The following is a 12,284-nucleotide window of genomic DNA, read 5'->3' on the forward strand; positions in this document are numbered from 1 at the left end:
TCAGTCCTTGGAGTTGTCGGAATTGCGGGCCAGCACCGCTTCGGCCAGCAGGAGGTCGAGCGGGGTGGTGATCTTCAGCGAAAGCTCTGACCCCTCAACGACGTACACCGGTGTTCCCAGTGATTCGGCCAGCATCGCGTCGTCGGTCACGGCTGCGGCGCGGGCTTCGTCGAATTCCCGGGCAGCGTGATGGGCGCGGCGCAGCAGGGCGGCGTCGAAGCCCTGCGGCGTCTGCACGGCGCGGAGCGTGGAGCGGTCGGGGGTGCCGGTGACCACGCGCGCGGCCATGCCGGCCTGTTCGGGGGCAGTGGCTGCCGTGGTCTTTACCGTGTCGGTCACGGCCACAGCGGGGATGACAGCGGCGGCGCCGGCCGCCAGCGCGGCAGCCACCCGCCGGAAGACCTCCGGCGGCGTCAGCGCCCGTGCCGCGTCATGGACCAGGACCGCGTCGAGGTCCGGAGGAAGGGCCTGCAGGGCGGCCCGGACGGAATCGGCGCGGGTGGCGCCGCCGTCGACCACGGTCAGGGTGCCGGTGGCCCCGGCATCACGGCACAGGGACCGCATGACGGTGTCACCTGCCGGTACGGCAACGCTGATCGCTGCGGCGATCCCGGAGGCCTCGATTCCGCGGAGGGCGTGGGTAAGGAGGGCGGCGCCGGCCAGCGGCACCTGGGCCTTGGGGATGCCGTAGCCCAGCCGCTGCCCCGATCCGCCTGCTACGAGGATGACGCCGATCCGCTGCTCGCGGGAAACTGTTGAAGACACCCCTTCAGCCTAGTGCCCGGCGAAAGCGCCGGTTAAAAGCAGGCTGCTTAAAGACAAAATGCCGGCCCCGAAGGACCGGCAGCGTGCCGTGGTGCTGCTTTGTTCGATGACGCCGTGCGGTTAGCTTGCCAGAACTTTGTCCAGGACAACTGCGGCCTGGTCTTCGTCCGTCTTTTCAGCCAGTGCCAGTTCCGAAATCAGGATCTGGCGGGCTTTTGCGAGCATGCGCTTTTCTCCTGCAGAAAGGCCGCGGTCGTGGTCGCGGCGCCAGAGGTCACGCACAACCTCGGCCACCTTCACCACGTCACCGGACGCAAGCTTCTCCAGGTTTGCCTTGTACCGGCGGGACCAGTTGGTGGGCTCTTCGGTGAGCTCGGCACGCAGCACATCAAACACGTGCTCCAAGCCTTCCTTGCCCACTACGTCGCGCACTCCAACGAGATCGACGTTCTCAGCCGGTACTTCTATGGTCAGATCACCCTGTGCCACCTTAAGCTTGAGATACATCTTCTCTTCGCCCTTGATGGTCCGCATCTTGATCTCTTCGATCTTCGCGGCACCGTGGTGAGGATAAACAACTGTTTCGCCAACCTCAAAAACCATGTGGACTTTCCCCTTTCCCAGCCTCCAGTTTACCATGGGCGCGACACGCCGAGAAGAGTTTTCGCAGGTCAGGTACCGGATCGTGACCCGCGTAGGTAGTATTCGGCCCTCGGTCCGCATTCCCACCTGCGGCGATGTCTCTGCGGAGGTGTCTTTCACATACCTCCGCGGGGGCATGAAAATCCAACATTTTGGCTCTTTGCCGATAGGCTAGGCACAAAAGATAGCCGCAGGTCGCGAGACCGCAACACCCCAGGAGTTTTGTGCTGTGAGATTCACACCCAAGAACCGTGCGCAGCGAGCTGCTGCCGCCGGTGTAATTGCGCTGGCCGTACTGGGAGTCTCCAGCTGCAGCGCAGTGAACGAGCAGGCAACGGTACGCGAGTACTCGCCTTCGGACGGCATCGTCGAAAATGTCGGTGAAGTTGAGCTGCGGAACATCCTGGTGGTCAGCAACGGCGACGGCGAAGCCGGCCGTCTGCTCGGCACCGTGGTGAACGCTTCTCCCGAAGCCGTGGACTTTTCACTGGCCCTGGGCGGAACCACGCTGACGTGGAACATCGGCGCCGGAGACAAAGTGGTCTTCGAGGACACTCCCTCCTCCGAGGTAACGGTTCCCAACGTCGACACGCTGCCCGGCACGGGCCTGCGGGCGGACGCCAGCAACGGCACGGAGACCGTGGACCTGGACGTTCCCGTTGTTGACGGCACCCTTGAGTCCTACCGCGAGTACCTGCCGACGCCGGCCGGAACGCCGTCGGACATGGCCACCATGCTTCCGTCGGACCAGGCTGACACTGAGCAGGACACCGGCGCCGACACGGGCGTGGCGACGGAACCGGCCGCGTCGCACTAACCGGCCCACGGCGCGGCGCGAAGCCCGCATCACCGCAGCGAACTCAGGTAGAGGGACCCGGCTGAGCCGGGTCCCTCTTTCTGTGGGCCGAATTCCTCGGGGCCGCATTCCTGTGGCCGAAGAACTTATGCGTGAGTTTCAGGATCGGGTTTCAAATTTGTACCCCAGACCGCGCACTGTCACCAGGTACCGGGGCAGGGACGGATCCGGCTCGATCTTTCCGCGCAGGCGTTTGACGTGCACGTCGAGGGTTTTCGTGTCACCCACGTAGTCGGCGCCCCAGATCCGTTCGATCAGCTGGCCGCGGGTCATAACGCGGCCGGAGTTGCGCAGGAGCATCTCCAGCAGCTCGAACTCCTTCAGGGGCAGCGGGGTGTCGACGCCGTTGACGGTCACAACATGCCGGTCCAGGTCCATGCGCACCGGCCCGGCCTCCACGGTGGGCCCCGTGAGGTCGCCGCCGTCGCTGCGACGCCGAAGAACAGCCCGGATCCGGGCCAGCAGCTCCCGTGAGCTGTACGGCTTGGTGACGTAGTCGTCGGCGCCGATTTCCAGGCCCACCACCTTGTCGATCTCCCCGTCCAGGGCAGTCAGCATAATGACCGGAACGTCGGAGCGCTGGCGGATCTGCCGGCAGACCTCGGTGCCCGGCTGGCCCGGCAGCATCAGGTCCAGCAGGATCAGGTCTGCGCCGTGCCGGTCGAACTCGATGACGGCGTCGGCGCCGTTGTCCACCACGCGGACGTCGAAGCCCTCCCGTCCCAGCAGGTAGGACAGAGGATCGCTGAAGGATTCCTCGTCTTCGACAATCAGGATGCTGCTCAAGCGCTGACTCCTTGTTCGTGTATGTCTCCGCCGGCCGGCGGAGACACCCTGCTGGACCTGGGCCCTGCCGGGGCGCGGTCCTGCAACCGGGCCGGAGGCGTCTCTGCGGACTCCATTTCCGGCAGCCGCACGGTGAACGTTGACCCCTGCCCCGGCTGGGACCAGAGGTTTATTTCGCCGCCGTGATTGGACACCACATGTTTGACGATGCTCAGTCCCAGGCCGGTTCCGCCGGTGTGCCGGGACCGTGCGCTGTCGATGCGGTAGAAGCGTTCGAAGATCCGCTCCTGGTCTTCGGGGTGGATTCCCGGCCCCTGATCGGTGACGGCCACCTGCGCCATGCCGTCCCGGGAGCGCAGCCCCACGCCCACCCGGCTGCCGGCGGGCGCGTAGCGGATCGCGTTGTCGATCAGGTTGCGGAAGGCAGTGGTGAGCATCTTCGCGTCCCCGTAGACGGACCCTTCAACGGAGCCGCCGACGACGACGGTGGTGTTCCGGTTCTCGGCGGGCAGCCGGTTGGCTTCGACGGCGTCGGCGACAAGCTGGTTGATGTCCACCTCGCGGGCCCGGTCCACCATGTCGGTGCTCTGCAGGCGCGACAGTTCGATGATGTCCTGCACTAGGGCCGTGAGCCGAGCAGACTCCTTGCTCATTCTGGCGGCAAAGCGGCGCACCGCCTCCTCATCTCCGGCAGCGTCGTCCAGTGCTTCGGCGAGCAGTGAGATGGCGCCGACGGGGGTCTTCAGCTCGTGCGACACGTTGGCAACAAAGTCGTTGCGGACTTCCTCGGTGCGCGCGATTTCGGTGCGGTCGTCCGCCAGGATGAGGATGTATTCCTCCCCCACGGTGGCCACCCTGACCTGCAGAATGGTGCTGCCCTGGCCCAGCGGGCCGCGCTGCAGCTCCAGTTGCCGCTCTTCGATGACGCCGTCGCGGCGAACGCGGCCCGTCATCTCCAGCAGCTCGGGCGGAACCAGCGTGTGCCCGCGAACCAGGCCGAAGGCGTAGGCGCCGGGACTGGCCCGGATCACGCCGTCGACCGCGTCAACCACAATGTAGGCGCGCCCGATGACGGCCAGCACCTCGGCGGCTCCGTCAGGGATGGCCGGGTCGTCGTCGGCGGCCAGCTCCCGGCGCTGATGCCGGCTGGCCACATACGCGAGCACACCGGACACTCCCACGGCCAGGCCGAGGATCCCGGCAACCAAGCCCAGCAATACAGGATTCACTCTCCTAGCTTAGGCTGACCGGCGAGACCCGGGAGGACCCGCGGTGGCATAAGTCCCTGCGTTAAACTAACGTTCATCTGAAGATGCCCAACGGTTAACCCTCAACTGAAATCCTGCCAATGCGGCCGTGACAAGCAGCTGCAGGGACGTTGGACGAGTGCTGCATAAGTGAAAGGACCCGAAGTGCGTAAGGTTTTCCAAGCCGAGCTTCATCAGATTGGCGAAGAGCTGACCCAGATTTCCGAGCTCGTCACCGAAGCGATGCAGAAAGCCACCCTCGCCTTCGAAGGTGCTGACACCGAGCTGGCGCAGGATGTCATCGCCGCCGATGCCCGGATTGATTTCCTCCAGAATGACCTCGACGAACGCGCCATCGACGTCCTCGCCCTGCAGGGGCCGGTCGCCAGTGACCTGCGCATGATTGTTGGATCCCTGCGGATGAGTGCATCGCTGGAACGGATGGGTGACCTCGCCCGGCACATCGCCCAGCTGGCCCGCCTCCGCTACCCCGAGCACGTGGTTCCGGATCCCATGGTGGAAACCTTCAGCGAGATGGCCCGCCTGGACATCCGCATTTCCGAGCTGCTCACCGAGCTCCTGGAAACACGGAATCTGGACCTGAGCGTTGAAATCTACGCCTGCAACTCCCGGATCAATGAGCTCCATGCCAGTGTTTTCAAGGCCGTGGCCGCACCCGATTGGCAGGTGTCGGCGGTCAGCACCGTGGACCTGACCCTGGCCAGCCGCTACTTTGAACGCTTCGCCGACCACGGCGTCTCCGTGACGCGCAAGGTGAACTATTTGGTCACCGGCGAGTGGCAGCCGATGTCGGAGTCCAGCCGCTAGGTTCCGCCAGCACGTTCAGCAAAGAGTTTCAAAGACTAAGGGCGGCCCCGCGGGGCCGCCCTTAGTCTTTGCTGTGCTTACCGGTGCGGGAGCTTACTTCTTCTTGCCCTGGTTGGCCACGGCCTGGATGGAGGCGGCTGCGGCTTCCGGATCCAGGTAGGTGCCGCCGGCCTTGACCGGCTTCAGGTTCTCGTCCAGTTCATAAACCAGCGGAATGCCGGTGGGAATGTTGACGGCCGCGATGTCCGTGTCGCTGATGCCGTCCAGGTGCTTGACCAAGGCGCGCAGCGAGTTGCCGTGGGCGGCGATCATGACCGTCTTGCCGGCCTTGATGTCCTGTGAGATGTCGGACTCCCAGTAGGGCAGGAAGCGCTCGAGAACATCCTTGAGGCACTCGGTGCGGGGCAGCTCGTCCGAAGCCAGGTCCGCATACCGGGGATCGTGGGCCTGGGAAAACTCGCTGTCGTCAGGCAGGGGCGGAGGCGGGGTGTCGTAGGAGCGGCGCCACAGCATGAACTGTTCTTCACCGTACTCAGCGAGGGTCTGTGCCTTGTCCTTGCCCTGGAGCGCACCATAGTGACGCTCATTCAGGCGCCAGCTGCGCTTCACATCGATCCAGATGCGGTCAGCAGCACCCAGGGCGATGTTGGCCGTGTTGATGGCCCGCTGAAGACGCGACGTGTAGAGGATGTCAGGCAGGATGTCGGCCTCCACCAGCAGCTCGCCGCCGCGGAGGGCTTCGGCCCGGCCCAGGTCCGTCAGATCCACGTCCACCCAGCCGGTGAACAGGTTCTTCTCATTCCATTCGCTCTGGCCATGGCGCAGAAGGATCAGTTTGTAAGTCATATAAGTCATGGTAACGGAGGACCCGGGACCGGGGCAGGCCGGTGACCGCCCCTGGCGCTCCGCCGGCGCCGTTCCAGTCACCGCCCGGCCGTGACAGGCGCCGGCGCCGCCGGCAGTGTCCGGAGAGGTGTTCGCCGAGCCGTAATATTGTTTGGTGAAAAAGCCGCAAAAACCCGTAGGAAATGTGACCAGGGGCACTACAAACCCGAACCGGTTGCGGCGTGTGGATCGATGGCTTGCTGGTCCGCAGGGCTGGAGGCTGAGGCGCGCCGCGGACCCGCTCATCATTGACCTCGGTTACGGCGCCGCCCCCACCACCGCCGTTGAACTCCACACCCGGCTGGGCCGCATCCGCCCGGATGTCGACGTCGTGGGCATTGAAATCGATCCGGCGCGGGTGCGCTCAGCGAAATCGCTGGAGCGGGAAGGCCTGTCGTTTCGGCAGGGCGGATTCGAACTGCCGGTGGACGGACGGCGGCCGGTCATGGTCCGCGCGTTCAACGTCCTGCGCCAGTATTCCGAAGACGAATACGGCGCCCATTGGGACATGGTCCGGTCCCGGCTCGCTGCCGGAGGCATTTTCGTGGACGGAACCTGCGACGAAATCGGCAGGCGCTCCACGTGGGTTGAACTGGACTCAACCGGGCCGCTGTCGCTGAGCATCTCGCTGCGGTTCGGCGCGTTCGCGCTGCCTTCGGATGTGGCGGAGCGGCTGCCCAAGGCACTGATTCACCGCAACGTTCCGGGAGAGAAAATCCATGCCCTCCTGCAGGCCATGGACCAGTCATGGCTGCTGGCGGCTCCGCAGGCCTCCTACGGCAACCGGCAGCGCTGGCTCGCCATGTGTGCTGACCTGCGTGCGTCGGGCTGGCCGCTGCTGACGGGTCCGGCCCGCTGGCGCCTGGGGGAAATCACCGTCGCCTGGGACGCCGTCGAGCCTGCCTGAAGCGGGGGCACTGCCTGACGCAGCTATCCCCCTTGGCGCGGGGCTACCAGCGGTTGTACGGGCCCGAGGAGCCTCGGCCGGAACCGCCGATGGACGGCTTGACGTCGGCCAGGTAGACGCTGGCCGCGACAAGGCCGGCCAGGGTGAAGGGCAGGAGGGATCCGGGACTGAGCGTGCCCAGTATTCCAACTGCCGCCGCTCCTCCCGTCAGGGCCAGCCAAAAACCCTTGGTGCGCTTGCCGGCGGCGTCGAACGCGGCAGGCTTGCGCCGGACCGCATCGGACAGCGCCCAAAGAGCCATCACCAGCGTGGCCAGGCCCAGGGCTTGGTAGAACAGGGGCTCAAGGAGGAAGACGTAGATCACGGTTTCAGCCTACCGCGCCAGCGCCTGGGACAGGTCCGACCAGAGGTCTTCGGCGTGCTCGATGCCCACCGACAGCCGCAGCAGGTTTTCCGGCACCGACACGGGCTCTGCGGGTTGGCGGCGGCGCCGCTCAATCAGCGACTCCACTCCGCCCAGTGAGGTGGCCGGAAGCCACAGCCGGACGTTTTCCGCCACAGCTTCCGCCGCCGCCGCTCCGCCGGCCACCTCGATGCAGATGATGGATCCGAATCCGTCCATCTGCTTGGCTGCCCGCGCATGGCCGGGGTCGCCCGGCAGCCCGGGGTACCGGACCGCTTCCACCGCTGGATGCTCGAGCAGCCGCTGCGCCAGAATCCCGGCGGTGGCCTGCGAGCGCTCCACCCGAAGTGCCAGGGTCCGCAGCCCCCGCAGCGCCAGCCATACCTCGAACGGGCCGCCCACGGATCCGTGCAGCGAACGGTAGCTGTGCAGGCGGTCGCGCAGCTCTCCGTCGGAGGTGGCCAGCGCTCCGAGCACCACGTCGGAGTGCCCGGCGAGGTACTTCGTGACCGAGTGGAGGACGACGTCGGCGCCGAGCTCCAGCGGGCGGGTCACCAGGGGTGTGGAAAAGGTGTTGTCGGCAACCACCACGGCGCCGACGTCGCGGGCGGCCCGAGCCAGCACGTCGATTTCAGCGACCTCCAGCATGGGATTCGTGGGGCTTTCAATCCACAGCATGCTGGCGGGCGCTCCGGCGGCCCCGGCACCGTCCGAACCGTTGAGCGCTGCCACCACCTCGTTGGTGTCCGCGATATCCACGGTGCGGACGGTAAACCGGCCGGTGGCTGCCTCCCCGGCGGCAAGGAGCAGGGAACCCTGATAGCTGTGCCGGGGCATCACCAGGGTTCCGCCCACCGGAACCAGGGAGAGGGCCGCCGCCACCGCCGCGAGTCCCGAGGAGTAGACCAGCGCCGGAAGGGCCGCGCCCTCGAGCTCGGACAGTGCCTCCTCAAACGGATCCCAGGTGGGGTTGGAAAAGCGGCCGTACACACGGTCTCCGGGCGCGGGCGTCCCGGTGCCGTGGAAGGTCGAGGAGAGCACGATCGGCGGGTTGACCGGCGCATCCGGCTCACGCGCCGGACGACCGGCGGAAACTGCGACGGTCTCGCGGGAGAGATTCGCGGAGGAATGGCTTTTCGGCTCAGGACTCATCTGTTCAGCGTAGTGCCCTGCCGAAACGCGGGGCCAATGTGTCGCCGGCCGAACTGGGTAGGCTAGACGGGTGAGTATTTCGAATTCTTCCGCCCGCCGGCCAGGCCTGTTCATTACCTTCGAAGGCGGCGACGGAGCCGGCAAATCGACGCAGGCCGAAAAGCTCACTGCCGCGCTGCAGTCGACCGGCCGGTCCGTGGTCCGCACCCGCGAACCCGGCGGCACCCCGGTGGGCGAGCAACTGCGCTCGCTGGTGCTGGAGCACGGCAACGGCGAGATCGACGCGCGCACCGAGGCCCTGATCTTCGCCGCCTCCCGGGCCGCACACGTGACCCAGGTGATCCGGCCGGCCGTGGAACGCGGAGACGTGGTGGTGTGTGACCGGTTCATCGACAGTTCAGTGGCCTATCAGGGGTCGGGACGTTCCCTGGGCACCGAGGACGTCCGGCAGCTGAACGTCTGGGCCACGGAGGGCTTTACCCCCGACCTGACCGTGCTGCTCGATGTTGACCCCGGGCAGGGCAGGCTGCGGCGCACCGCAAATCAGGCAACCGAGGACCGGATGGAATCCGAACCCGATGCCTTCCACCTGCGCATCCGCCGCACCTTCCTGGAACAGGCCCAAAACGATCCCGCACGCTACCTGGTGCTCGACGCCGCCCGGCCGGTGGATGACCTGGCCGCCGCCATCCTGGTCCGGGTGCAGGAGCTGTTGCCGTGACTGTCTGGGATGATCTTCAGGGCCAGGCCCCGGTGGTCGACCAGCTGCGCCGCGGTGCCGCCCAGGCAACCCCCAACCACGCCTGGCTGTTCACCGGCCCGCCGGGTTCCGGCCGGTCCAATGCGGCCCGGGCCTTCGCCGCTGCCCTGTTGTGCGATTCCCCGGATCCGGCGCTGCGCGGCTGCGGAGAGTGCAAGGCCTGCCGCACGGCGATGGCGGGGTCCCATGCCGACGTCACGTCCGTCACGACGGAGAAGGTGACCATCAGCATTGTGGAGGCCCGGGAGCTGGTGCGGAAGGCCCAGGACAAGCCCTCCACCGGCCGCTGGCGCGTCATCATTGTCGAAGACGCCGACCGCATGCAGGAACGCAGCACCAATGTGCTGCTCAAAGCGATCGAAGAGCCGCCGCCCCGCACCATCTGGCTGCTGTGCGCACCCAGCCCGGGCGACGTCCTGGTCACCATCCGCTCGCGCTGCCGTGCAGTGAGCCTGCGCCTGCCTCCCGTGGAGGACGTGGCTGATCTTTTGGTGCGCCGCGACGGCATCGATCCTGATATTGCCCGCGAGGCGGCCCGGGCCGCGCAGAGCCACATCGGCATCGCCAAGCGGCTGGCCACCGACGAGGGCGCCCGCAGCCGGCGCGCATCCATCGTGCGGCTGCCGCTGTCCCTGCGCAACGTCTCCGGCGCCATGAAGGCCGCCGCCGACCTGGTGGCCCTGGCCGAAGCCGAGGCCACCAGTTCCTTCGAGCAGCGCGACGCCGCCGAGAGGGCGTCGCTGCTGGCCTCCCTCGGCGCACCGGAAACCGGCACCGTTCCGCCGTCGATCCGCGGCCAGGTGAAGCGGCTGGAGGAGGACCAGGTGCGCCGGGCCAAACGGTCCAAGAACGACTACTTTGACCGGGCGCTGACCGATCTGCTGTCCTTCTACCGGGACGTCCTCATGCTCCAGCTCGGCAGCGGAGAGCAGCTGGTCAACGAATCGCTGCGGCAGGAACTGACCGAGTATGCCTCGCACGGCTCGCCGGAGCAGACCCTGCTGCGCATGGAGGAGATCAACGTGGTCCGGCGGCGCCTGGTCTCCACCAACGTGGCGCCGCTGCTGGCCATCGAGGCCATGGCGGTTAGCCTGTTATAACCGCGCGGATTGGAATGTCCTCCTCGCCGGCACACCAGAAACTCCCATCCCATCAGGAGCAACGATGACCCCAGCCAGCCGCTTTCCCCGTCTCGCGCTGGCTGCAGCGTCCGCCGTCGTCGTCCTCGCGGGCATGACCGCGTGCACCGGAGACAGCGCACCGGAGGACAGTGCTGAGCCGGTACCGTCGACGTCGGCTGCCAGTCCGACCGCCGCTGCGGCGGATGTGATCGGCGACGTTCCCGAAGACCTGCTGCCGTATTACGGCCAGGAGGTCAGCTGGGGAGAGTGCGAAGCCAGTTTCGCCGGCGGGTTCCGCTGCGCCACGGTGGAGGTGCCGATGGACTACTCCGATCCGGACGGGAAGAGCATCGAGCTGGCCGTCATCCTGGCGGAGTCCGACGGCAGCGCGCAGGGAACCGTCCTGCTCAATCCCGGCGGCCCCGGCGGATCAGGCTACGACGTGGTCGCCGAGTCAGTGGACTTCGTGACCTCCGAGCGGCTGCGCGAGAACTTCAACGTCCTGGGCTTCGACCCCCGCGGCGTCGGCCGCTCCACGCCCGTGGAATGCCTGACCGACGCCGAGCTGGACGAGTCCCGCGCCGAGTACCTGGACCCCTCCACCCCGGCAGGCCTGGAGGCCTCCCGGGCCAGCGCGCAGGAGCTGGCCGACAAATGCGCCGAGAACTCCGGCGACCTGCTGGGCTTTGTGGACACGGTCAGTGCCGCCCGGGACATGGATATCCTGCGTGCCGTGGCCGGCGATTCCAAGCTGAACTATCTGGGGTTCTCCTACGGAACGTTCCTGGGCGCGACCTATGCCGAGCTGTTTCCGCAGAATGTCGGGCGCATGGTGCTCGACGGCGGACTCGACCCGGCAGCGAGCAACGAGGACATTACCCTGGGACAGGCCGCGGGCTTCGAAAAGGCCATCCGCGCCTATGTGGAGGACTGCCTGACCTCCGGCGACTGCCCGCTGTCGGGTACGCCGGAGCAGGCCGTCGAGACCATCCGCGCCCTGATCGCCTCCGTCGAGGCGAGCCCGATGACGGCGAAGGACGGGCGGGTGGTCACCGTTTCCACCTTCGTCAGCGGCTTCATCGTGCCGCTGTACAACGACCAGAACTGGCCCGCGCTGACGCAGGCCCTCGAAGCCGCGCTGAAGGGAGATCCCTCCCCCATGCTCCACCTGGCTGATCTCAGTGCCGACCGTGAGGCCGACGGAAGCTACGGCTCCAACACCACCGTGGCGTTCAGCGCCGTGAACTGCCTGGACTATCCGATGACCAGTGACGACGAACAGATGCGCCTGGACGCCAAGGAGCTTCGGGAAGCCTCGCCCACCATCGGCAAGTACCTGGGCTACGGCGGCATCACCTGCGAGGCATGGCCGGCAGTTCCGGTCAACGAACCGCATGAGATCAAGGCTCCCGGTGCTGCCGACATGCTGGTCATCGGAACCACCGGAGATCCGGCCACTCCCTACGAGTGGTCGGTTGCCCTCGCCGAGCAGCTGGATTCGGCGACCCTGGTCACCTGGGAAGGCGAAGGCCACACCGCGTACGGCCGCGGCGACCAGTGCATCGCTGACACCGTGGACAGCTACTTCATCGACGGCACGGTGCCCGCCGACGACACCGTCTGTTCGTAGGATCAGCGGGGCCGGCGCGGACACCGCGTTTTGACCATCCGCCCCGCGGCATATAAAGTAGTTCCTTGTGGATTCTGGCCGTTAGCGGACAGCTGAAGCCCGCCTCCTTAGCTCAGTTGGTAGAGCGTCTCACTCGTAATGAGAAGGTCGCCAGTTCGATTCTGGCAGGAGGCTCCACAGAAAAAGCCCCTGGAAATTTCATTTCCAGGGGCTTTTTCGTTGCCCGCAGGCGGCCACCCGGCAGGAGGTGGGGGGGGCGGGGGCCGGGCGCGCCCCCCCCGGCGCCTGACGGGGGGCGGCGG

The 12,284-nt window shown here is 66.7% G+C and carries 13 protein-coding genes and 1 tRNA gene; 7 read left to right on the top strand and 7 right to left on the bottom strand.

What is annotated here, in order from left to right:
• Positions 1 to 765 carry a 2-C-methyl-D-erythritol 4-phosphate cytidylyltransferase gene (gene ispD, locus QNO00_RS14280; RefSeq protein ID WP_229968048.1) on the bottom strand — a complete coding sequence of 255 codons (765 nt, stop codon included), beginning with the start codon at positions 763 to 765 and terminating at the stop codon, positions 1 to 3.
• Between the two features lie 120 nt (positions 766 to 885).
• Positions 886 to 1,368 carry a CarD family transcriptional regulator gene (locus tag QNO00_RS14285; RefSeq protein WP_104055910.1) on the bottom strand — a complete coding sequence of 161 codons (483 nt, stop codon included), beginning with the start codon at positions 1,366 to 1,368 and terminating at the stop codon, positions 886 to 888.
• Positions 1,369 to 1,636: 268 nt separating this feature from the next.
• Here QNO00_RS14285 and QNO00_RS14290 point away from each other — a divergent pair, with 268 nt between their 5' ends.
• The gene (locus QNO00_RS14290; protein ID WP_229968046.1) at positions 1,637 to 2,224 is read left to right on the top strand and encodes a hypothetical protein; all 588 of its coding nucleotides are present in this window, start codon (positions 1,637 to 1,639) and stop codon (positions 2,222 to 2,224) included.
• Between the two features lie 138 nt (positions 2,225 to 2,362).
• On the opposite strand, the gene QNO00_RS14295 is transcribed toward QNO00_RS14290, so the two are convergent.
• Positions 2,363 to 3,049: a winged helix-turn-helix domain-containing protein gene (locus QNO00_RS14295; protein WP_284024984.1), complete on the bottom strand. Its 687-nt coding sequence runs from the start codon at positions 3,047 to 3,049 to the stop codon at positions 2,363 to 2,365.
• A complete protein-coding gene (locus QNO00_RS14300; protein ID WP_284024985.1) occupies positions 3,046 to 4,278 on the bottom strand; it encodes a sensor histidine kinase in 1,233 nt (410 codons plus the stop codon). The genes QNO00_RS14295 and QNO00_RS14300 overlap by 4 nt, the downstream gene beginning before the upstream one ends.
• A gap of 183 nt (positions 4,279 to 4,461) precedes the next feature.
• Between QNO00_RS14300 and phoU the strand changes: the two genes are divergently transcribed.
• On the top strand, positions 4,462 to 5,124 hold the full coding sequence (gene phoU / locus QNO00_RS14305) for a phosphate signaling complex protein PhoU (protein ID WP_229968040.1): 663 nt from the start codon (positions 4,462 to 4,464) through the stop codon (positions 5,122 to 5,124).
• A 93-nt stretch (positions 5,125 to 5,217) separates the two neighbouring features.
• On the opposite strand, the gene QNO00_RS14310 is transcribed toward phoU, so the two are convergent.
• Entirely contained in the window at positions 5,218 to 5,970 is a 753-nt protein-coding gene (locus tag QNO00_RS14310) for a phosphoglyceromutase (RefSeq protein ID WP_229968038.1), read from the bottom strand.
• Between the two features lie 223 nt (positions 5,971 to 6,193).
• Between QNO00_RS14310 and QNO00_RS14315 the strand changes: the two genes are divergently transcribed.
• Positions 6,194 to 6,916 (top strand): class I SAM-dependent methyltransferase, encoded by a 723-nt coding sequence (locus QNO00_RS14315; protein WP_229968036.1) that lies wholly within the window; start codon positions 6,194 to 6,196, stop codon positions 6,914 to 6,916.
• A gap of 43 nt (positions 6,917 to 6,959) precedes the next feature.
• Here the strand turns inward: QNO00_RS14315 and QNO00_RS14320 are convergent, their stop codons facing one another.
• Positions 6,960 to 7,280 carry a DUF2516 family protein gene (locus QNO00_RS14320; protein ID WP_284024986.1) on the bottom strand — a complete coding sequence of 107 codons (321 nt, stop codon included), beginning with the start codon at positions 7,278 to 7,280 and terminating at the stop codon, positions 6,960 to 6,962.
• 9 nt (positions 7,281 to 7,289) lie between these two features.
• Positions 7,290 to 8,471, bottom strand: a complete 1,182-nt coding sequence (locus QNO00_RS14325) for a trans-sulfuration enzyme family protein (protein WP_229968033.1) — start codon at positions 8,469 to 8,471, stop codon at positions 7,290 to 7,292.
• 76 nt (positions 8,472 to 8,547) lie between these two features.
• Between QNO00_RS14325 and tmk the strand changes: the two genes are divergently transcribed.
• The 4 genes from tmk (at position 8,548) to QNO00_RS14345 (ending at position 12,159) form a co-directional block, all read left to right on the top strand.
• On the top strand, positions 8,548 to 9,192 hold the full coding sequence (gene tmk, locus QNO00_RS14330; RefSeq protein ID WP_284024989.1) for a dTMP kinase: 645 nt from the start codon (positions 8,548 to 8,550) through the stop codon (positions 9,190 to 9,192).
• Positions 9,189 to 10,331: a DNA polymerase III subunit delta' gene (locus tag QNO00_RS14335; protein WP_284024987.1), complete on the top strand. Its 1,143-nt coding sequence runs from the start codon at positions 9,189 to 9,191 to the stop codon at positions 10,329 to 10,331. Before tmk ends, QNO00_RS14335 begins: the two co-directional genes overlap by 4 nt.
• A 64-nt stretch (positions 10,332 to 10,395) precedes the next feature.
• Positions 10,396 to 11,982: an alpha/beta hydrolase gene (locus QNO00_RS14340; RefSeq protein WP_284024988.1), complete on the top strand. Its 1,587-nt coding sequence runs from the start codon at positions 10,396 to 10,398 to the stop codon at positions 11,980 to 11,982.
• A gap of 101 nt (positions 11,983 to 12,083) precedes the next feature.
• Positions 12,084 to 12,159, top strand: a tRNA-Thr gene (locus QNO00_RS14345).
• Positions 12,160 to 12,284 lie beyond the last annotated feature (125 nt).

Origin of the sequence: Arthrobacter sp. zg-Y1219 (assembly GCF_030125545.1) — a bacterium.
Lineage (GTDB): Bacteria > Actinomycetota > Actinomycetes > Actinomycetales > Micrococcaceae > Arthrobacter_B.

What these genes read in the sequence shown, in the direction of transcription:
- QNO00_RS14340 (WP_284024988.1), top strand. Translation starts at nt 10,396, where the DNA reads ATGACCCCAGCCAGCCGCTTTCCCCGTCTCGCGCTGGCTGCAGCGTCC.
- QNO00_RS14310 (WP_229968038.1), bottom strand. Translation starts at nt 5,970, where the DNA reads ATGACTTACAAACTGATCCTTCTGCGCCATGGCCAGAGCGAATGGAAT.
- QNO00_RS14285 (WP_104055910.1), bottom strand. Translation starts at nt 1,368, where the DNA reads ATGGTTTTTGAGGTTGGCGAAACAGTTGTTTATCCTCACCACGGTGCC.
- QNO00_RS14325 (WP_229968033.1), bottom strand. Translation starts at nt 8,471, where the DNA reads ATGAGTCCTGAGCCGAAAAGCCATTCCTCCGCGAATCTCTCCCGCGAG.